General features: G+C 34.7%; 19 protein-coding genes and 6 pseudogenes. 14 read left to right on the top strand and 11 right to left on the bottom strand.

Annotated features, from left to right (window positions below; genetic code table 11):
* Positions 1-3 precede the first annotated feature (3 nt).
* The 6 genes and pseudogenes from AB4X21_RS02105 (at position 4) to AB4X21_RS02080 (ending at position 7,276) form a co-directional block, all read left to right on the top strand.
* Positions 4-2,508: an ATP-binding protein gene (locus AB4X21_RS02105; protein ID WP_369088102.1), complete on the top strand. Its 2,505-nt coding sequence runs from the start codon at positions 4-6 to the stop codon at positions 2,506-2,508.
* Positions 2,509-2,519: 11 nt separating this feature from the next.
* Entirely contained in the window at positions 2,520-4,406 is a 1,887-nt protein-coding gene (locus AB4X21_RS02100; protein WP_369088101.1) for a conjugal transfer protein, read from the top strand.
* A 1-nt stretch (position 4,407) separates the two neighbouring features.
* Positions 4,408-4,632: a hypothetical protein gene (locus AB4X21_RS02095; RefSeq protein WP_369088100.1), complete on the top strand. Its 225-nt coding sequence runs from the start codon at positions 4,408-4,410 to the stop codon at positions 4,630-4,632.
* Positions 4,633-4,648: 16 nt separating this feature from the next.
* Complete coding sequence (locus tag AB4X21_RS02090; RefSeq protein ID WP_369088099.1) at positions 4,649-5,761, top strand: CHAP domain-containing protein; 1,113 nt, start codon at positions 4,649-4,651, stop codon at positions 5,759-5,761.
* A 15-nt stretch (positions 5,762-5,776) separates the two neighbouring features.
* Positions 5,777-6,049 (top strand): helix-turn-helix domain-containing protein, encoded by a 273-nt coding sequence (locus tag AB4X21_RS02085; protein ID WP_369088098.1) that lies wholly within the window; start codon positions 5,777-5,779, stop codon positions 6,047-6,049.
* A 10-nt stretch (positions 6,050-6,059) separates the two neighbouring features.
* Positions 6,060-7,276 (top strand): annotated as a pseudogene (locus tag AB4X21_RS02080) (tyrosine-type recombinase/integrase).
* A gap of 330 nt (positions 7,277-7,606) precedes the next feature.
* Here AB4X21_RS02080 and AB4X21_RS02075 read toward each other — a convergent pair.
* Together AB4X21_RS02075 and AB4X21_RS02070 are read right to left on the bottom strand one after the other, a co-directional pair.
* A pseudogene (locus tag AB4X21_RS02075) lies at positions 7,607-7,940 on the bottom strand (diacylglycerol kinase family lipid kinase); the annotation flags it as partial.
* An 18-nt stretch (positions 7,941-7,958) separates the two neighbouring features.
* Positions 7,959-8,084, bottom strand: a pseudogene (locus tag AB4X21_RS02070) (IS982 family transposase); the annotation flags it as partial.
* Positions 8,085-8,434: 350 nt separating this feature from the next.
* On the opposite strand from AB4X21_RS02070, the pseudogene AB4X21_RS02065 reads away from it, so the two are divergent.
* Positions 8,435-9,041, top strand: a pseudogene (locus AB4X21_RS02065) (DUF1269 domain-containing protein).
* A 244-nt stretch (positions 9,042-9,285) separates the two neighbouring features.
* The gene (locus tag AB4X21_RS02060; RefSeq protein ID WP_037611047.1) at positions 9,286-9,507 is read left to right on the top strand and encodes a tyrosine-type recombinase/integrase; all 222 of its coding nucleotides are present in this window, start codon (positions 9,286-9,288) and stop codon (positions 9,505-9,507) included.
* A gap of 473 nt (positions 9,508-9,980) precedes the next feature.
* On the opposite strand, the pseudogene AB4X21_RS02055 reads toward AB4X21_RS02060, so the two are convergent.
* The 7 genes and pseudogenes from AB4X21_RS02055 to AB4X21_RS02025 all read right to left on the bottom strand — a co-directional run bounded on the left by AB4X21_RS02055 (position 9,981) and on the right by AB4X21_RS02025 (position 13,165).
* A pseudogene (locus AB4X21_RS02055) lies at positions 9,981-10,891 on the bottom strand (DUF389 domain-containing protein).
* A 9-nt stretch (positions 10,892-10,900) separates the two neighbouring features.
* Positions 10,901-11,029: a hypothetical protein gene (locus tag AB4X21_RS02050; RefSeq protein ID WP_369088120.1), complete on the bottom strand. Its 129-nt coding sequence runs from the start codon at positions 11,027-11,029 to the stop codon at positions 10,901-10,903.
* Positions 11,026-11,349: a potassium channel family protein gene (locus tag AB4X21_RS02045; RefSeq protein WP_001253404.1), complete on the bottom strand. Its 324-nt coding sequence runs from the start codon at positions 11,347-11,349 to the stop codon at positions 11,026-11,028. Before AB4X21_RS02045 ends, AB4X21_RS02050 begins: the two co-directional genes overlap by 4 nt.
* Positions 11,350-11,362: 13 nt before the next feature.
* Complete coding sequence (locus AB4X21_RS02040; RefSeq protein WP_000397556.1) at positions 11,363-11,704, bottom strand: hypothetical protein; 342 nt, start codon at positions 11,702-11,704, stop codon at positions 11,363-11,365.
* The gene (locus AB4X21_RS02035; protein ID WP_004240734.1) at positions 11,629-11,931 is read right to left on the bottom strand and encodes a TMEM175 family protein; all 303 of its coding nucleotides are present in this window, start codon (positions 11,929-11,931) and stop codon (positions 11,629-11,631) included. Before AB4X21_RS02035 ends, AB4X21_RS02040 begins: the two co-directional genes overlap by 76 nt.
* 666 nt (positions 11,932-12,597) lie before the next feature.
* The gene (locus tag AB4X21_RS02030; RefSeq protein WP_369088119.1) at positions 12,598-12,804 is read right to left on the bottom strand and encodes a hypothetical protein; all 207 of its coding nucleotides are present in this window, start codon (positions 12,802-12,804) and stop codon (positions 12,598-12,600) included.
* Positions 12,805-12,925: 121 nt separating this feature from the next.
* Positions 12,926-13,165 carry a hypothetical protein gene (locus AB4X21_RS02025; protein ID WP_369088118.1) on the bottom strand — a complete coding sequence of 80 codons (240 nt, stop codon included), beginning with the start codon at positions 13,163-13,165 and terminating at the stop codon, positions 12,926-12,928.
* 282 nt (positions 13,166-13,447) lie between these two features.
* Here AB4X21_RS02025 and AB4X21_RS02020 point away from each other — a divergent pair.
* A pseudogene (locus AB4X21_RS02020) lies at positions 13,448-13,660 on the top strand (helix-turn-helix transcriptional regulator); the annotation flags it as partial.
* A 429-nt stretch (positions 13,661-14,089) separates the two neighbouring features.
* On the opposite strand, the gene AB4X21_RS02015 reads toward AB4X21_RS02020, so the two are convergent.
* Positions 14,090-15,739 carry a hypothetical protein gene (locus AB4X21_RS02015; protein ID WP_369088117.1) on the bottom strand — a complete coding sequence of 550 codons (1,650 nt, stop codon included), beginning with the start codon at positions 15,737-15,739 and terminating at the stop codon, positions 14,090-14,092.
* Positions 15,740-16,164: 425 nt separating this feature from the next.
* Here AB4X21_RS02015 and AB4X21_RS02010 point away from each other — a divergent pair, with 425 nt between their 5' ends.
* The 5 genes from AB4X21_RS02010 to AB4X21_RS01990 all read left to right on the top strand — a co-directional run bounded on the left by AB4X21_RS02010 (position 16,165) and on the right by AB4X21_RS01990 (position 18,601).
* Positions 16,165-16,710 (top strand): DUF262 domain-containing protein, encoded by a 546-nt coding sequence (locus tag AB4X21_RS02010; RefSeq protein WP_369088116.1) that lies wholly within the window; start codon positions 16,165-16,167, stop codon positions 16,708-16,710.
* Positions 16,694-16,906: a DUF262 domain-containing protein gene (locus AB4X21_RS02005; RefSeq protein WP_369088115.1), complete on the top strand. Its 213-nt coding sequence runs from the start codon at positions 16,694-16,696 to the stop codon at positions 16,904-16,906. Before AB4X21_RS02010 ends, AB4X21_RS02005 begins: the two co-directional genes overlap by 17 nt.
* Before the next feature lie 80 nt (positions 16,907-16,986).
* A complete protein-coding gene (locus AB4X21_RS02000; RefSeq protein ID WP_369088114.1) occupies positions 16,987-17,295 on the top strand; it encodes a hypothetical protein in 309 nt (102 codons plus the stop codon).
* Positions 17,296-17,366: 71 nt separating this feature from the next.
* Positions 17,367-17,738 carry a DUF1524 domain-containing protein gene (locus AB4X21_RS01995; protein ID WP_369088113.1) on the top strand — a complete coding sequence of 124 codons (372 nt, stop codon included), beginning with the start codon at positions 17,367-17,369 and terminating at the stop codon, positions 17,736-17,738.
* A 500-nt stretch (positions 17,739-18,238) separates the two neighbouring features.
* Entirely contained in the window at positions 18,239-18,601 is a 363-nt protein-coding gene (locus AB4X21_RS01990; protein ID WP_061597420.1) for a hypothetical protein, read from the top strand.
* Between the two features lie 428 nt (positions 18,602-19,029).
* Here the strand turns inward: AB4X21_RS01990 and AB4X21_RS01985 are convergent, their stop codons facing one another.
* On the bottom strand, positions 19,030-19,794 hold the full coding sequence (locus AB4X21_RS01985; RefSeq protein ID WP_369088112.1) for a hypothetical protein: 765 nt from the start codon (positions 19,792-19,794) through the stop codon (positions 19,030-19,032).
* Positions 19,795-19,809 lie beyond the last annotated feature (15 nt).

Here is a 19,809-nt window from a genome sequence, read left to right as displayed (position 1 = left end):
CCTATGAGTATTACTTTAACCTATCCTATTAGGGAAACACATGAAAATCTAGCTCTCAAAAAAGATCAAACAGTCGTTGCTTATTATCGTATTCCCAACACTCCTATCACAATTACGGATGATGAAAAAAAGGGCAAACACAAAATCATTGTTGCTCAAATGATGAAGAAGCTCCAGAAAAACAAGTTCTTTGAAATATCTCTGATCCCTAAAGACTATCTTTTAGAAGAGAAAATGCGAGACTTTTCAGATGCTCTAGCAGATGATAGTCGTGAACTAGGAGAAGAATTGCTTCTTTACACAGTGGATCGTCTAACAGATGAAATGGAAATCCCTTATCAGTTTGATTGGGTCGTTGGAGTGACCTTACGAAAACAAAATCATGGAGCTACCGTCAAAGACTTGGCCTATGAGAGCTTCAATGAGTTTTCAGAAAAAATCGCAAAGGGTCTTGGCTATGAATATGAGTTAAGTCCCACTTGGTATGAAGACTATAAAAGTGATGAATTCACTATTTTTCAAGCCTTCTCTGTCCTTCGGGCAAAACGTTTATCAAATGAAGAACTCTTTTACTACCAGCGGATGCAGTACCTTCGCTATATTCCTCACTACAAGAAAGAGGTGCTCGCTAATCGTGCTCAATTCAATATCACAGACACCTTGATCAAAGTCCTAAAAGGTGGTTTCCTCAAGCTAGAAAGCCCTTATGGATCTTCTTTTGTGACTATTCTTCCAGTTGGTAAATTTCCTGTTCAATTCAATGGTTTTCATTTGGGCGAATTTATCCAACGATTTAATTTTCCTGTAGAACTAAGAATCAAGGCAGAGTTCATTGATACCAACAAGATCAAGGGACGAATGGGACGTTCGAATACCCGTTATCGGAATATCATGGAAGAGGCAGAAAATACTGATACTGTCCAACAAGACGAGATCATCATGGGCTCCATCTCTCTAAAGGACTTAATGAAGAAAGTCGGAAACAAGGAAGATATCATCGAATATGGAGCCTATCTGATTGTCTCTGCTTCTAGTGTGAACCAACTCCGTCAAAGACGACAAGTGGTTTTGAACTACTTTGATGATATGGGAGTGGAAATTAGTGAAGCCTCTCAAGACGGACCTTATCTCTTTCAAGCTCTGCTCTATGGAGAAAACCTCCAAAAGAAAACTCGCACCTGGACACATATGGTCACAGCTCGTGGATTTTCAGAGCTCATGCCCTTCACCAATACTTCTTCTGGAAACCGTATCGGTTGGTATATCGGCCGAGTAGATAACTGGACTGGCCGTTGGGACGATATCGATAAAGCTATTGATTCCTCAAAGAACATTGTCCTCTATAATGCGACAGTTGGAAATAAAGAAGATATTGCCGGAAAGATTACCAAGAACCCGCATATCCTCATGACGGGGGAAACGGGACAAGGGAAATCCTTTCTTGCTCAGATCATCCTTTTTAGTGTAGCTTTACAAGATGTCAAAACCCTCTACATTGACCCGAAACGTGAACTTAGAAATCACTATCAAGAAGTGATTAATTCACCTGAATTTGCACGTCTCTATCCTGAACGCAAGAAACAGATCGAGAACTTTAACTTTGTAACACTGGACAGCTCACTTCCATCAAACCACGGAGTCTTAGATCCTATTGTTGTTCTAGATAAAGAACAAGCTGTAGAGGTCGCCAAAAACATGCTCGAGTTTCTACTACAAGCTGTGGATGATGTCACAATGGACCAGAAAACAGCTATTACAGAAGCTATTAATGCGATTGTAGAAAAACGAGGCGCTGGTGAGAAAGTCGGCTTTAAACACGTACTAAAAGTGCTGAGAGGCTCTACTTCCTCTGAAGTTGCTTCGGTTGGTCGTTATCTGACTTCAATTGTCACAAACTCTATCTTGGAACTAGCCTTTTCAGATGGAACCACTCAAGGACTTAACTATGAATCACGGGTGACTATCTTAGAGGTCAATAACCTCAAGCTACCAAAGGATGATTCTACAAAGATTTCGGATCATGAACGTAACTCTATTACCCTCATGTTTGCGCTGGGTGCTTTCTGTACTCACTTTGGAGAACGCAACGAACATGAAGATACCATTGAGTTCTTTGACGAAGCATGGATCCTTATGAAGTCTGCAGAAGGAAAAGCCGTTATCAAAAATATGCGTCGGATTGGACGCTCCAAAAACAATACCTTGGCACTGATTACGCAATCTGTACATGATGCAGAAAATGACGATGATACAACGGGATTCGGGACCATCTTTGCTTTTTATGAAAAGTCTGAACGAGAAGATATCTTAAAACACGTCAATCTCGAAGTCACTGAAAGCAATCTCGAATGGATTGATAATATGATCTCTGGTCAATGCCTATACTATGACGTCTATGGCAATCTCAATATGATTTCCGTACACAACATCTTTGAAGATATTGATATGCTTCTAAAACCAATGAAAGCTACGGTATCATCAAGCCTTGAAAACAAATACGCTAGTTAGGAGGTGAATCCATGCAAGAAGCTTTTGACAAACTAAGGGGAGTCGATATCTTCTCTCTCAAGTCCTATATGGAGCCGACTGGGTTCGCTTTCTTTAACGGGGCTTGGGTTCTGATTAATGAGCTTTTCGTCAACTTCTTCTTTTTCATTCTAAACGCAGTGGTGGGCTTCTTTTCTTTGTTAATACGAATTCTTGAAAAGATTGATCTTTACTCCAATTATAAGAACTATGTATTTAATGGAGCGATGAATATCTGGAAAGGATTTATCGGTTCAAGTTCTGGCGGAGTCGCAAAACAATCACTCGTTTCAATGTTGCTTCTAATCCTAGCTTTCTATCTCTTTTACCAGTTTTTCTTTTCGAAAGGAGCTTTTTCAAGAACTCTACTTCATGTTTTTCTGGTACTCATCCTTGGCTTTGGTTATTTTGGAACAATCGCTGGAACATCAGGTGGTCTGTATCTACTAGATACCATTAACCATGTCTCTCAAGATGTCACTAAAAACATCACGAATATCAAGGTAGAGTATGGCAATAATAAATCCATTAAAATTGGTGATTCCATGGCAGATAGCTATATTGCAGAAACCTCTTATAAAGCCTACGTCTTCGTCAATACTGGACAAGAAAATGGGAAATATAAGAATAGCCAAGATGGGAAACAAGAAACTTTTGACGATAGTAAGATACTAGGAACAGGCGATAAGAATGGAAACTTTAAAGCAGTTAAATCTAAAGATCGCAATAAATATCTAGATGAACTAGGAAATGGAGCCAATGATGATGGTGAAAAGAACCGTTGGGTTTCCGCTATGCCAGATTTCATCTTTACTCGTATGTTTTATGTGATCTTCAAAATCTGTGAAGCCTTTGTATTAGCGATACCCGTTATCTTGATTCAGATGTTAAACGTTATTGCTCAGACACTCGTCCTGATGATGATCCTGCTCTTTCCAATTGTGCTATTGATGTCCTTTGTACCAAGAATGCAAGATTTGATTTTTGGAGTTCTAAAAGTCATGTTTGGAGGGTCGCTTTTCCCAGCTATCACGAGTCTATTAACGCTTTTAGTCTTCTACATTGAAAAAATGATCGAAAACATTGTCATTACAGGTTTTGATGGCATCCTTAAAACACTTCCATCTTTGATTATCTTCGGCCTTGTTTTTAAACTACTCATTTCAGTTGTATCAAAAGGACTTGTATACTTCCTTCTATGGAAATACAAAGCTGAATTGATTCAATTCATTCTTGGATCTAAAGCACGAATGGTTGCGAATGATATTGGAAACAAAGTTGAAAAAGGGGTTACAAAGACCAGAGAGGTGGCTTCACAAGTGCCATCGAGAAGTTTTTCATCTGCTCAACACCTTGGGAACTTTGCCTTAGCAGGTGCTGGTTTCGGAGCTGGAATGGTGATGAATGCCAAGAGTCACTTCCAAAATGTTGGTTCTTTCTTTACCAATAAAGAATCAGAGCACCAACCTGATGAAGTGCTCCCAACAGAAACGCTTGAGACTCCAATAAGTCCAGATGCTCCAGAACCAAACATTCCGAAAACAAAGCCAACGCTAGAAGGGGTTAAACCAGTTGAAGAAAAAACACCACCAACTCCTTCAATGGAATCCCCAAACACAGTAGAACCAACACCAAGTTCAAACGAGGAATTTCAAACTCTTAAAGAAGAGTGGATTTCTCCATTTAAACAACTCCGCATTAATAGTATTGAGCACAAATTAGAGGAATATAAAGATCCTCAAGCCATGTACAAAGCCCAAGGATCCAATGCCTTCACTCGTGCTTATAGAAAAACCATGACACGAGATGATAAATTGAGAGCCAATATTGAACGAAGAGACCGATTAACAGAACGCTTAAGACAACTTAGAGGAGAATAATATGAATACCAAGATACGCTCAAGAACTGCTTTTCTAAGAGTTCTTGAAGAAACTCTTTATCAAGCCTACCAAGAAGGAAAACGCTCAGTCGATTTCCTTCTTTTATTTCCAGTCTCAGAACAAGAAAGAGACCAAATCATCCTACAGACTAAGTCCTATTCAGTCGTTTTAGATGCGAAATGGCGTTTTGGGACTGTTTTGTTCACTGCTTATATAAGACATTGATTAGAAAGGAGATTCGATGAAAAAACTAAAATGGTTTCTATTAGCTGGTCTCATTCCTCTCTTTCTACCAGTCCTCATTATCATTATCCTTATGGGGGCTGTCGGAGGTGGTGGAACGAATGGCTCCTCCCAATCCAAAAATGGAGTGACTTATGCGGATCACTGGTCAGATGGAGATCCATATACTCACAACCTACTGGTTCATCGCTTCGGTATTACAGCAGAGCAATTAGATGGCTTTTTAGATACGTTAGGAATCTCCTATGATAAGAACCGAATTAATGGGAAGAAGCTCCTCGAATGGGAAGCTAAATCTAATCTTGATGTCCGTGGAATCGTTGCGATCGCACTGAATGAAAGTTCCCTTGGAACTGCTGGGGTAGCCACTAATCCTGGAGCCAATATGTTTGGTTTTGGGGCCTATGACTCCAATCCAGAATATGCCAATAATTTTAATGATGAAGTTGCTGTTGTCGGACTAACCCAACAAACCATCATTGGAAATAAAAACCAAACCTTTAAAATTCAAGATGACAAGGCTAAGAAGTTTGCGAATGGAACACTCAATCCAGCAACTGATGGTGGAGTCTATTTCACAGATACCACCGGATCAGGAAAAAGACGTGCAGAAACCATGCAAAAACTGGATGCCTTCATTGATGAACATGGAGGAACACCAAAAGCTCCTGAACAAACTACAGGAAAAACTAGAGATGGTGGTGGCATCACTTCAAATGATATACCTGTAGGCTATAGTTTGACAACAGCTATTGATACCACAGGATATATCACTAGCACCTATCCTTGGGGACAATGTACCTGGTATGTCTTCAACCGTGGAAAACAAGTCGGAGTCAACTTTGATCCATTTATGGGAAATGGTGGACAATGGATGAATAAGCCAGGTTTCACAACAACCCATACACCAACAGAACACTCTGCTCTATCATTTAGTCCTGGACAAGCTGGAGCTGATCCAATATACGGGCACATTTCATTTGTGGAGCAAGTCAAATCAGACGGTTCAATTCTTGTATCAGAATGTAATGTTAAGGGATTAGGAATTATTAGTTACCGTACTTTTGACGCAGAAACTGCCAAACAATTTACATATGTTATTGGACATTAGAAAGGAGAACAATATATGTTAGTACAACTACCAGAAGAACAGACACAAGAAATTCAAAAAATGATTGCAACTCTTATCAAAGATGAGATTCATCATTTCAAAGAAGATATGGGGTTAGACACTCCATTTCTGAACAAAAAACAAACGTGCCATTATCTAGGAGTTTCACATAATACTCTTGATATCTGGATTGCAATGGGCCTACCGTATATTCGAGTCGGAAAGTCCATTCGTTTCAGCAAAGAAAGTATCAATCAGTGGATGACTCGCCTAGAGATAAGTGCATAAGGAGGCAAAAATGGGCATTTCAAAAACAAAAAATGGATCCTATAGGCTTAGGGTATATATACCCGACGACGTCCAAGGAAAGCTAGGGATTGGAAAACGATTTGAAAAAAGATTCAAAACTCGCAGAGAAGCAAAGGAAGCAGAAATAAAGTTAGCTGTTGACATTGAAAATGCACGTTTAGGAAGGTCTTCTACTTTATCTCAAAGGAAAGGAGATATTCTATTCAAAGATTTTTATAAAGATATTTGGCTAGAACCTTATAAAGCAGGGCAAGCCACTGCTACCATTAAACCACCTACAGCAGTAACCATCTTTCAAACAGAAAATCTCTTTCGTTTGCAGATTCTTCCCGTTCTAGGTAATTATTCTATTGATCATCTCAATGAAAACAAACAACTAGTTTTGTCACTTCTTACCCCATTATCAAATTCTTATGCCAACTTTAAATCTATTAGAGGGTACGTCAATTCTGTCTTGGACTGGGCAGAGGAGCTTGAATATATTCAAGTCAATAAGGTAAAAAAGACAATCAGTAGAATTAAAGCTAATAAAAAACTAGCTCTCAAAGAAAGTAAAAAGTTTGAAGACTTAGCATTAAATGAGGAGGAACTTAAACAATGGCTACAAGCATTTGATGAAGATCTAAAAAATGATCGAATGGAATTAAAAGATTATGCTTTGTTCTATACGACATTCTTTTTATCAGATAGAAAATCAGAAACCTATGCTCTCCAATGGAAACATATCAATTTTGAAAAAAATGAAATTCTCATTGAACAAGCATTAGACAAATTCGGGAATCTGAAATCAACCAAAGGAAATAAAAAAACTCTATTTAAAGCTCCTAAAGAACTAATGAATATCCTGACCGATTGGAAAATAGAACAAAAAAGCAACTAAAGCTGTTTGGAATCAGACAGAATGAAAAGCAATTCGTTTTCACATACAACAATAGAAAAAACGGTATTAACGTTCCACTTCATATTGATTATCTTAATCATCGAATGAATTCTATTCGAAGAAGACATCCGGAACTTCCTCCAGCATCTCCTCACAAATTAAGACACACCGGAGCAACTCTGGCAAGACAGGCTGGAACATCATTAAATGCTATTTCAGAAGCACTTACTCATAGTGACATCCAAATAACGAAGACTTATGTCAATACTACTGAAACAGTAAATCAAACAGCAGGAGAAATAGCCTTTAGAAGTCTCAAAAAGTAATAGTGTGAACTTGGGGTGAATTTTGGGGTGAACTTTAGTTTTTGAACAAAAAAAGACATCCAAGAAATAATTCTTGAATGTCTGTAAACGTTGATATAATCGTGTTGATTAACGCTTTGAGTGCAGTGGTTGCCATCCAATCAAACATCGCTTCGCTTGTTTTCTTGGGGCAACTGTGCATAGCATATCTCTATGCGACTAAAGTCGCTAGAGCTATCCTAATTGCGCACCGCCAGTTCTCATAGAAAAAAACACCTTGCAAGATGCAAAGTGTTTTCGTTTGTATTCTGCTGTCCAGCAACGAATTAACGTTTAGAGAACTGGCTAGCTTTACGAGCCTTTTTCAAGCCTGTTTTCTAGTATTTTTATATCTACTGGCAGATTATCCGACTTATCCCCATCAACATCTGACTCTAACTCAACCTCTGAAGAAATCCTAATATTGCGTACTTTGATATATTCGATATTATTGTTACCTACTAGATCCCCTTTTTAATAAATCTGGGATAGCCGATAATTTAGAAATGATGGATGAATCCTTTAAAATCAAGATATTTCCATATTCATCTGTATTTTCATCAAATAGTTATTTGTCTGCATAGTAATTGGATAGAAGAACTAAGACCTGAGTAGCTTCACCTTCATAATTGCCATTTTCGCTTTCAAAAGGTAATAATTGCTTGTTCATAGCTTGGCGAATCAGTTGCACCAGCCAAATTAATTGTCTTGACCGACGAATAAAGCGACTTCTTTCAAGGATTCGACCATAAGGAAACAGTTGGCAGATTCTATAAAAGTGTCGATGTGATTCGGCACGCTCATCAGACTCGCTACACAGAGCTGGTACATAATATCTGCTATAATTTTCTGGAAGATTTGGTCAAGCGGTCTTTTAGCCGTGTGACAGGCATACAGGAAAAACACTATTTATTTACTTTTTGCACGGGAGGCTTTAAGATGTTGCTGGACGCCTTTCTTGATAATCACTCAGAGTCGCCAGAGTGTCTGGGCTGGGATATGGCAAAGATATACCGCCTGAAACTGTTCTTTGACGCTGATAAACGCGACATATCAATTAAAATGTCGCACTAAAATGATTGAAAAGTGATTGAAACTGTGTTATAATGCACATGTAATTTTAGAAAAGAGGTACTAACTATGGAAAACCTAGTAGTTTCAGTCTTTAACACTGAAAGCGAAGCTTATCAGTCCTTTGCGGATTTGAAGGCTTTCCGCCAAACTCAGACGACCAAGGTTGCTCAAATCGCCTTGGTCAAAAATGAAAACGGTCACATCGTTGAAAAAGAACGCTATGACTTTGAAGATTCAACGACGGATGCAACCCTAGAAGGTGGCTTGCTCGGTGCAGTTATCGGGCTTTGGGTGGTCCTATCGGCGTCTTGTTTGGTTATGGTATTGGTAGCCTCTATGGTTTGGGCGCTGGTGATACCGTTGATACGGCAGAAGCTGGCAATTGACGTTGTGTCTCAAAAATTGATCGACGGCGAAACAGCCGTTGTCGCCTTGGTGCAAGAAAACAACGAAGCAGTCATCGATGCTGTACTTCATCAAGTACGACACCCAAATCGTGCGTTGGGATGTAGCAACCGTCGTAGCCGAAATCGAAGCGACTCTGCAAGTCCAAGAAGACCTCTACAACCAAGCGCGTGCGCAAATGAAGGCTGAACGTAAAGCAGAGCGCAAGGCCAAAATTGAAGAGTTCAAGGCAAACATCAAATCAAAATTTGATAAATTGAAAGCCTAACGTCTAAGCGTCTCATAAATTTAAATGTGACTGAGACGCCATTTAAAATTTATGTGCGTCGGATTCTCACAGTTAAATAATTGCGTTGACAAAGCCGTTACAGCCGTTCTTCCATTCTTTGAAAAGAATGTTTAATAGACAAGAAATCTGGACTAGTATTGGTCTGGATTTTTTTGTGAATATAGAGGTCATAGCTTTTTGACTATGCTTCGTTATAATTAGAAAAATTTTAAGTTTTATCAAGATGAAATCAGTCAGACGAAGACATCCCGAATTAGCACCAGCATCACCACACAAACTAAGACATACTGGTGCTACTCTTGCTAAACAAGCAGGTGTTTCTCTTGAAGCCATCTCAGAAGCTCTTACTCATAGTGATAAAGAGATTACAAAAACTTACGTTAATATCAAAGATAAAGTCAATCGGACTGTAGGTGATATTGCTTTTCGTAGTTTAAAAAATTGATGGGGTGAATATGGGGTGAATTTTGGGGTGAACTTTAGTTTTTTGAACAAAAAAAGACATCCAAGAAATAATTCTTGAATGTCTGTAAACGTTGATATAATCGTGTTGATTAACGTTTACTAAATTGTGAAGCTTTACGAGCTTTCTTAAGACCTGGTTTGGAAAGTATGAATTTCAGTTGGACTAAAAACAGCGTAATATCAAGACTTTTCTCCGCTTTTATAAAAGCGTTTTTCCAATCAAATTCAACTAATTTTATCTAAATGGTGTGGATTTTACCCCCAAAATTACAGAGAATGGAGCTGATAAACACTAAACGTTCACACCATTAGTTAAATGATTTTTTTCATCATTTTTCTTAGATGATAGAACTTCTAATTTATTTCTTATTCAAGCAAAAACAACCTGCTATAAGTAAGAAAGAGGAAGATACAAGAAAAATACGGCGTAAAAACCGATTCAGTTCATTGTCCTCAATCCTTGTCTGCTTCATTTTCTTTTACGAGATCGTTTTGTGAATCTTTTTCAGAGAGTTTTTGATCAATATACTTGTCAATGTTTTCATAAAATTCCTTGGTCGCTTCACTATCTAATGTTGGCGAGTTCTGAACTTGATTCACTTTCAATTGAACAGATTGAATACCGTAAGAGGCTTGTTTTTGGTGGAGTGTTTCTAATTCTTCTTCTGAAATCGGATCTCCAACAACCGTCAAGACCAATTCATTGTTACTTGACTTGTAGACTTGATTAATAACCGTATAATTGGCGAACTCTTTTCCTACAAACTGTTTGATCCCTTCTTTGCGCGCTTGTTCTATTGTCAGAGTAACTGCCGAATAGCTAGCTGGAAGAATCAACAATACAATCAAAGAAATCAAGCCAATTCTCATTTTAATGCTCAGCTCTTTAAATGAAGTTAAAGGAGATTTTCTCATCAAAATTCTTGTTCCAACAATGTTGGCTAGCATGATAAAGACACAGTTGATCAAGAAAAGATAGAGAGCCCCCAATAAAAATCGTACATTCCCATTAGCTAAACCATAGCCAGCAGTACAGATAGGCGGCATCAAAGCTGTAGCAATGGCTACTCCTGGCACGATATTGTTTGCTTCTTTTTCCTTGAACCGATCACACCAGCAATCCCACCAGCAATAGCAATGAGAACATCCCAAATGGTTGGAGAGGTTCGTGCGATCAACTCGCTACTTGCATAAGACAAGGGAGAAATCCAGAAATACAGAGTCGAGACAAGCAAACTGACCAACACTTGAGTCAATAAAACCTCTAGAGATTGCTTGATTAAACGCGTATCAAAAATAGCTAAACCGAATCCCAGTCCAACAATCGGTGTCATGAGAGGTGAAATTAACATGGCTCCAATAATAACAGCTGTTTAATTCATATTTAGACCGATAGAGGCAATAAAAATTGCACACATCAAAATCGCTGTATCTCTCAATCGAACATGAAGGTCATCGTATAATTTCTCACGGTATTCCCGTGTTGAATAATTGGCAGTCATTTGTCCTCTCCTCTTTCCTTATTTAAATCGGTATAATAATTAATAATAACAGCTGATAAACAGCCAAAAAATATGAGCCCATAAATCGTCAAGAAGACACTGGTAATCCTTCCAATCAAGGTCACAGCTAGGAGATCCCCGTAGCCGACAGTCGTCGAAGTCACAAAAGCATACCAAAGACCGTCTCCGTAATTTGTGATAGCAGGTTCAACTAGGAAAAGCACGCCTCCTGACCCAAAAACAAAGGTCACAAAACTCAGAGCAAACCGAGTAAAACCCGTAACCTGTATAATATGCCATAACATTTTTAAACGTCTCATTTGTTCTCCTTATTCATACTAGCTCCTGACCGAGCCGTTTTTTCCAATAATCAAAGTGAAGATAGGACATGATCTCCATCAGAGAAAGATAGACAAACTGATAGATCTGATTTAAGCTGATTATCAACTGATATTGTTTGAAAAATGACTGGAAGAAAGACCAGATATGACTGTCTTGAATCAGTCCCTTCTTAACATCAGACAGGATATTAGCTAAAGCTCCCAAGGACTGAAACGGTAAATCCTTGACATTTATATAGATCCGGTCCACCACATCATTCAGACTGGTATCTTGGATGGCATGAAATTCTCCAAAGAGAACTCCTGCCGCTCCAAGAGTAGAAACAAATTCCACCAAATAATTTCTGAGGAAATTTTCTCAACCTTTTCCCATAATGTGTTTAGTGCCATCCATAACGATCCCAACCAGAAAAAGGAAAGAAAACAAGCAAAGAAATTTTGCCGTAAATCCCAAAAAGCTTCAAGACTTGGTGTTGTTGGTTTTTCTAACTCTAAAATCAAGATGGTCATAATAATTGCTAGAACAGCATCTGTCAATACAATTAATCTGTCTTTCTTCATCGGATTGCATCCCCTTTCTTTTTTGTAACATTCTATCTTATCGCATAATATTGGATATTCTTTCATAATCCGACTACAAACAAAAATAAACCAAAAAGTCTGTCCCTATTATGCTATATTTAACTCTAGAAGTATTCATCCATCTAATTAATAAATATATCATATTTCACAATAAATGAATACTATCAAAGATTCATCCCCTTTCACTTCATCATTTAGTGTTGCTTAGATTTATCAAAAACAACCAAATTTGTATTAATTTCAAGTATCACCTAGTTACAAAAATTTGGGGTGAACAGAAAAAGCATCCCGTATTTTTGATACGAAATGCTTTCAATAAGTTTAAATAAGTTTTAACGTTTACTAAATTGTGATGCTTTACGAGCTTTTTTCAAGCCTGGTTTGGAAAGCATAGGTTTCAGTTAGACTAAAAATAGCGTAATATCAATATTTTATAGTTTTCAACTGTCTTTGTATTTCAAAAAAATTGTATAAGCTTTATTGAATGAGGGAATTTCAGTACGATCATAAGCCTCCTCTTAATTAGTAGTAACTGAATTTAATTCTCTGCAAAATACTTTTCAGAAGACTTCTATAAACTACAAATCAATTACATCAAATGTATCTTTGAACTTTATTTCATGAACATATTAAAGAACTATTCATCTACAACCCTAACCGTTCCGAATCCCAGTTTCCGTACTCATTATAGCCAAAACCATCAGGATCCATTGCATCAATACCACATTGTTCTAAAAACCTGGAACAGTCATGACAATAATAAGACTCGTAGCTTTCATCGCTACCTTCCCAATCAATTTCATGCTTTGTAAACAACTCACCACACTCACTACATTCGTATAATTTTGACATAATATTAACTCCTATTTTTAATAAACAAGTATATGAAGCTTCTACATTTATCAGACTCAGCCTGATCCATAGTAAATACTGTTACTTCGGCTATTTTTATTAACGAAATTAAAGAATCAGCTTACTTTTCTCTTAAACAGTTTACAACGGAAAATGCATTGACTATCCCAATTTTATGTTTTTTATTAAGCAATTTTACACATTCAGAGAAACTCAAGTTGTTCTCTTTTATAAATTCAATTTCTTCCCCGCCATTCTTAATCATATAGTCTGCAAATTTTGAGGCAATAATATATCTTCTAACAACGAAATAAATTATTCCAAAAATCAACACAATATTAAGCATTACTTGTAAATCCATTCTGACTTTCCTCCTATAATAGAACGGCAGGGTATACACTACCTTAAAAAACTTCTGGTCATGCTTCTGACACAGAATTTAGAACAAACATATGACTCACTTTATTTTTAATAAGCTAATCATAACTTTATTCCTCACTTTCTTAAGAATACCGATATTATAGTCCATTATTTTTCTTTTGTCAATTATTTTTTATTAAAATTATATTTTTGACTAAAACAATACTTTTTTATGGAGAAAATTTTTGTTATAATGTAAATACAGAATTGTAGGTGTCGTAAAATGAAAAAAGAAAAATATCCCTCAAATGAGAAAACAAGACAAATACTGCAAGACAATTTAAAGTCTATCAGAGAAATCTTAAATTGGACAAGTGAGGATTTAGGCAATCTTATTGGTGTCACTAAACAAACTATTAGTAATCTAGAAACAAAAAATAGCAAACTAACCAAACTACATTACATTGCAATACGAACAGTAGTTGATTTTGAAATTGAAAAACTAAAGTCAACCGACTCTGATAGAGCTACGCGTGCTGAAATGTTATTAGAAGTATTGTCTAAAGCTGAAGCTAAAAATCTAGATTTTGATGAAATCTCTCAGGCTTCTAAATTAATTGTATCCTCTAAGTCTCTATTGCAGGTACTATAATTGGTGCATTGATCCCTTTTGTTGTCAATGGATTTAATAAAAAAATTAAATAATAGAAACTTTATATTCTAAATATCATCAAATCAGAAAAGCTACTCTTGAGAAACTATAGCAGTTAACAAAGAGTAGCTTTTTATTGTGTTTTCCGAAATAGAACGGAAGTGTTGAAGTATGTATTCTTAAAAATAAGAAAAATCTAATTAAATTATTCAACCACTATAAAGTTAATGCACTATTTATCAAGAATGATGAGATGATCTATTTCTTATCTAATTATTCTTGTTTATAAAATTCAACTTTAATGTCAAGGCCATCGTCTATACTTCCTCTAATATACTCTGCCCGATAAGGGACATTATTAGTATTGAAAATAACCAAATCATTCTTAGGAACATCAGCAATATATTTATACTTCTTTTTAGGATCAACCACTTCAGCAAAATATAGATTATTCTCCAATAGACCATCTAAATCATACCTTTCAGCTTCTTGTTCAAAAACTTGTTTCATTAGCTTCGGTTGGCTATTTTTTGTTTCTTGAATATAGAATGGTATATTTATCGAGAATCTAGGAACTGCATGATAGAAATCGTTAAATGAAAAATCTAAATAACCAAATTTGGTGATGTCAAAATCTTTTAAACTTCCAATTAAAAAGCAAAGTAGGTATAAAGTGTTATTTCTAATACGCCTCACTTCTTCGATATCTTCTAGGTTATGTTTATGAAAATACCCATTGCGAACTGATTTTCTATAATCGTTCAAGAGATCCGTCAATATCGTTTTTCCGTCCTTGCTTATTTCGCAACAATCTTCATTTTCATCTATGTAATTAATTAGAGGACCTAAACTAGTATCCATATATTCAAGATTATGCCATTTAACCAAAATTTGTTGCTTGTTCCTATCATTTGGATATTTAGGATTTGGTCTCCTTTCTTTTCCTTTAGCCATATATTTAGTTACTTTAATCCATTTTTCACTTCCATCAATGTCCATATGGTATTCTAAAAGCCGGTAAAGAAATTGTTCAATTGTTTTTAAATACCCAGCTACAACAGAAGTATAATCAAAGTTACTATTATCAACTATTGCTTTATACAAATATTCAGAAGTTAGGTAGGATTTAGCAAAATCTGTTTTTCCTAATAATACTTGAACTTTACCTTTCTCTATATTCGAGCAAATGATATCTAAATCACTTTTTTCTAGATTGTTACATTTATTTTGGAGGTCATAACTTAATTCGTGAAAATCCATCACTCTCAAATTTTCTCTTAATTCGAGTCTAGCTTTAGCTAGATTAGACATATTCAACCTAGGAATGACCTCAAAAGCGATTAATTCTTGCATCTCATCTATTACTGTTGTTAAAGTAGTAAAAAAGTATTGATATAAATTTTCATTAATGAACTCATCTAAAAACATTTTTATAGAATAGTCACAAATATTTACTGCCTCACAATACCTATTTAATCCAAATTCCTTATCATCTGAAAAATGTAGATTAATTACTTTATCTACTTGAAAATCTTTTATCGATTTTTTTATCAATTCCTTTTCATCTTCAGTAGCATATAAAAATTTTGTATATCGAACCCCAATTCTAGTATCATTCCCTTTAAAAATAAATTGAAAAGGAGAAAGATTGTATTGCTCTATATCATAACCATACTCTTTCAGCAACTCCTCTAAAATAGGATTTATTAAATAGTTTCGGATATTTGATTGAAGATCTTCTACATATATCTGATAAATATAAAAATTATCAGAGGCAATATTAAATAGAGGAAAGTCCGATCTATATCTAGATTTATCTTTTACATTTCTTTTGTAATTCCCGTAAATAAATTTACTCCCAAATATTTCTTTAAAATTTTCAGCATGCCCTTTTATAATATCTTGGTATCTATCTAAAACCATTTTTACTCAATTCTTATCTATAAATTTTAAATAAAAAGCATACAGTAAAACTGTATGCTAGCCTTCCAGCCTTTGATTATTGCACTCAATTTTCTTGAGTACAATATCTTTTACAGCTAAGATGGCAACTGTTGCTAGCTCAATAAGAGCAAGGGTTGTTTTGTTATCCATTTTCATGGTATCTCCTCCTTCTGGGCAACTTTAGGTTGCCAAAAATAGAAGTCGCAACATAGTAGTATTGTAAGCGTTTTTCTTAGAGTTGTCAACTGTTATTGATTCCTTTAAATACAAAATTCATCTTTATAATACGTCAGGCAGAATTATCACCCGTATTTTAATTTTCGAAAAATAGATATTTCTTAGAAAGAAAACTAAAAAATTGATATAATTAGCTATATTATAAACAAATCAAAGGAATTTCTTCTATGACTACATCAATAAATGTTGACAAAAGAAGCGTCAAACAACTATTAGAGACTGGAAAGAATAAAAGATTTATTATCCCTGAATACCAACGACCATATGCTTGGTCAGACGAACAAATCCAAGTTTTATTCGATGATCTAACTGAATACACACTCAATACAACAGAAGATGAAAATAATACTTACTTTCTTGGCACAATAGTTTCATATGAAAATGATAATAAAGAGCAGGAAATAATCGATGGGCAACAGCGTATTACAAGCCTGTTTTTACTGTTGAGAGCTATTTATACTAAATTAGAAAGTGGCGGTCCTGAGACTAATTTCTTGAAAAGTCAAATCGAACCAACAATTTGGAAACAGAATCCAACTACAGGGGTAGTTAACTTTAATGAAATCCTTATTAGTTCCCGAGTTATGGGAGAGGAAGGAAATCAAGAATTTGCTAATATACTAGTCTCTGGAAAAGCAGATGAAAAATCAAATAGTAACTATGCTAAAAATTATAGATTGCTCCAGCAACTTGTTAATGAATATCATAGATAATCCATTGTCCTTTTATAACTTCATCAGTAATATATTAAATCAAGCTATTCTTCTTCCTATTACAGCCGATAGTCAAGAAACAGCACTAACTATTTTTTCAACTCTAAACGATAGAGGACTAGCATTATCAGATGCCGATATTTTTAAAGCAAAAATTTATAATCACTTGAATTCAGATGAAAAAAGGAATTTATAGAACTCTGGCAAGAACTAGATGAACAAGCTACAAATGCTGGGGAAAGTATTCAAAAGTTGTTTTACTACTATATGTTTTACTTGAGAGCAAATGAAAACGATCGCAAGACAACCACTCCTGGTATTAGAAAATATTATGCAAAAAATAATTTCGAAAAACTGTACTCACAAGATTTAATGCAAAATTTAAATGCTATTTTAAATTTGTGGATTGTGATAAATAATAGAGTCTCACTAGAAAATGAAAAATGGTCCGAAAATATTGAAATAAAACAAACTTTGGATACTTTGACCTCTTATCCTAATGAGTTTTGGAAATATCCTGTTGTCATCTATTACTTACACTATCATTACAAAGATACATTTGAAGATGACTTTCTTATTTTTTAAAAAGATTATTAGCAGTCCTATCGGCAAAATACATCATAACACCTACAATTAATGCCGTTAAAACTGGAATCTTGAATTTAAATGCAGAAATAATTAACTCAGCACAACCCAAATTCAATTTTGGCCAAATCGATGAGAAAGAATTGTCAGATAAAATTAAAACTGCGCATCGTAATACAGTTAGGATGATTTTAAAGATCATAGCTTATCAACATCAATCGGAATTATTACCAGAAAAATGGGAAATTGAGCATATCCTTCCCCAAAAATGGCAATCAAGTTATTTCCCAACAAATTCAGATTCTGAAGTCAAAGAATTAGTTGAACATATTGGTAATAAAATTCCCATTGAAAAGAAGGTCAATATTATCGCAAGTAACGGATACTTTGCTAAGAAAAAGAAAGCTACAAGAAGTCCAAAGTTGGCATCTTACTTGAGTTAAGTCAAAGTAATAACAATTGGGGACTTGATGAAATTAGAGAACGTGATATTCGTATTTCTGATAAATTCGTTAGAATACTGAACGAATGGGGCCTAAACCAATCTGAATCTGATACAGAAGAATTGTTAACATTTATCCCAGAAGAACGATATTCGGACTATCTTGATTTTATAAAGCTTTTCAAAATGGAAGATTCAAATGAATCAAGAGAAAAATTTTTGAGCATATAGCAATTTAACAAAGCACTTTAGCTGATAACACATATTCTGTTACTATCAACTAAAGTGCTTTTTTCATGTATTTAGAGGCAATTATGGATACGTTTATCTATTTGTATAGTCACCAACATTTAATAAGTTTCCGAAAAAGACTTATTTTCCCGAAAGTTTATTATTTGCTGTTATAATAGACATTTCTTCATTTTTCCGTTATAACAGACACTGACATACTCTTGTAATATTATTTTGGTATAATTAAAATTATAGAAGGAGGCACAGATTATGAGAAAATTAATAGGTATACTACTACTTTCATTATCAATAATTACGTTAATTGCTTGCTCTAAAAACAACTACCAATCTTTTGATGGTGAGTATTATTGGATCTCAAGTGAAAGAAACGAGTTAGCGTTTACTATTAAAGGAAATAATGCTTCCATTGAGCATGGAGAAGCCGATAGCTTTACCATTAACAAACAAAAAAATACGGTCGAATTAACTGGACAAAATATTGCAAGTCGGACAGAAGAATATTCATTTAAAGATGGGGTCTTTTCTGTTGATATTAGTGGAGTTAAGCATGACTACTATCTTAAAGGTAGCGAAGCGTATAAAAAGGCTCTAAAACAATATGGATATAAATAACATCATTCACACCTATTTTACCGAATAGGTGTTTTTTTGTGCTGAATAGATTACTTCAAAAAACTTTTAAACTTATTCTTAACCGAATAGTCTATATTTCATGCAAATTAGTTTAATCAAAGAGATTGGATTGTATTTTATTATACAATGGATTCATGAATAATATAAAAGAAACAAACATCAGAAAAGCTATTTGGCATATTAGACGTCACCTGAACGAACTATTGAATTCACAAGATGAAAAATATAGAAAACATGAAATGTTCCATCTAAGATCTAGTGTTGAATGTTTAGAACGTGTAATGAACAATGAAAAAACCTATCCACCTATGGATAGGGAAGAAGTATTTTGAGCATAATTTTTTAAAAACGTTCTTTTCTAGTATTTGTGAAATCCAAAACGCAGGACTTCCAATCCTGCGTTTTTATTATTCTAATTTGAACAGATGAACTAGTACCAATTCATCAAATGGAATAAATTCTATTTGTTGATACATTCCTGTCAAATTATTAACTCCCTCCGCTTTAGCTAATCCGACTGGTATATAATCCTCCATATCGATAAAACAAAGTATTTTAGATAAAACAAACTGTTTAATATTTAAATCCGTTAGAAGTAAAAAATCAGCTTTCACTTTCAACAATAGTTCATCTACTGATTTAGACCATTTTTCAAAATAATCCACGATTGAAATTTCTCCCTCATTTAGGCTCTTGAGGTATATTTTATTTTGCCTATTACTAGTCTCATTTTTTCTTAATTCTGAAACTGAAATAAGGGGTTTGATAGCTGTTGTTTTTTCTTGCAATACATCATAGCTTCTTGATAAATTACTAAAGGGTAAGGAGAAATGTTGACCGTAATCCCTCAATAATTTTAACATTTTTATTTCATCTAATTTTTCAAAATTTAAAACTTCTTTCTTCAAATCAAAGCGATTTTCTTGCTTACAATACGATTTAATATTGTCAATAAATATCCTTCCAAACATAATATTTTGCATAAATAAAAACTTGCAATCTCGATATATATCATTTAATTTAGTGTCATAATCATCAATATTCTCAATGTATTCTTTTATGAATTCTTCTGACCTCTTATAATTTCGATAACAATCAAAAACATTAGTATATTTATTTAAAAAGATATTGTATTTCTTAAAATTTTGAAATTCATTCTCATTAATTTTCAATAAAAAATTTCTATC

This window comes from Streptococcus sp. CP1998 (genome assembly GCF_041026655.1).
Taxonomy (GTDB): Bacteria; Bacillota; Bacilli; order Lactobacillales; family Streptococcaceae; genus Streptococcus; species Streptococcus dentalis.
Note: the sequence above shows the minus strand (reverse complement) of the source record. Positions and strands in the feature narration are given on the sequence as shown.

What these genes read in the sequence shown, in the direction of transcription:
- AB4X21_RS02015 (WP_369088117.1), bottom strand. Translation starts at nt 15,739, where the DNA reads ATGGTTTTAGATAGATACCAAGATATTATAAAAGGGCATGCTGAAAAT.
- AB4X21_RS02085 (WP_369088098.1), top strand. Translation starts at nt 5,777, where the DNA reads ATGTTAGTACAACTACCAGAAGAACAGACACAAGAAATTCAAAAAATG.
- AB4X21_RS02035 (WP_004240734.1), bottom strand. Translation starts at nt 11,931, where the DNA reads ATGAAGAAAGACAGATTAATTGTATTGACAGATGCTGTTCTAGCAATT.
- AB4X21_RS02010 (WP_369088116.1), top strand. Translation starts at nt 16,165, where the DNA reads ATGACTACATCAATAAATGTTGACAAAAGAAGCGTCAAACAACTATTA.
- AB4X21_RS02095 (WP_369088100.1), top strand. Translation starts at nt 4,408, where the DNA reads ATGAATACCAAGATACGCTCAAGAACTGCTTTTCTAAGAGTTCTTGAA.
- AB4X21_RS02090 (WP_369088099.1), top strand. Translation starts at nt 4,649, where the DNA reads ATGAAAAAACTAAAATGGTTTCTATTAGCTGGTCTCATTCCTCTCTTT.
- AB4X21_RS02100 (WP_369088101.1), top strand. Translation starts at nt 2,520, where the DNA reads ATGCAAGAAGCTTTTGACAAACTAAGGGGAGTCGATATCTTCTCTCTC.
- AB4X21_RS02005 (WP_369088115.1), top strand. Translation starts at nt 16,694, where the DNA reads ATGAATATCATAGATAATCCATTGTCCTTTTATAACTTCATCAGTAAT.
- AB4X21_RS02025 (WP_369088118.1), bottom strand. Translation starts at nt 13,165, where the DNA reads ATGGATTTACAAGTAATGCTTAATATTGTGTTGATTTTTGGAATAATT.
- AB4X21_RS02105 (WP_369088102.1), top strand. Translation starts at nt 4, where the DNA reads ATGAGTATTACTTTAACCTATCCTATTAGGGAAACACATGAAAATCTA.
- AB4X21_RS02030 (WP_369088119.1), bottom strand. Translation starts at nt 12,804, where the DNA reads ATGTCAAAATTATACGAATGTAGTGAGTGTGGTGAGTTGTTTACAAAG.
- AB4X21_RS02050 (WP_369088120.1), bottom strand. Translation starts at nt 11,029, where the DNA reads ATGACTGCCAATTATTCAACACGGGAATACCGTGAGAAATTATACGAT.
- AB4X21_RS02045 (WP_001253404.1), bottom strand. Translation starts at nt 11,349, where the DNA reads ATGAGACGTTTAAAAATGTTATGGCATATTATACAGGTTACGGGTTTT.
- AB4X21_RS01990 (WP_061597420.1), top strand. Translation starts at nt 18,239, where the DNA reads ATGAGAAAATTAATAGGTATACTACTACTTTCATTATCAATAATTACG.
- AB4X21_RS02060 (WP_037611047.1), top strand. Translation starts at nt 9,286, where the DNA reads ATGAAATCAGTCAGACGAAGACATCCCGAATTAGCACCAGCATCACCA.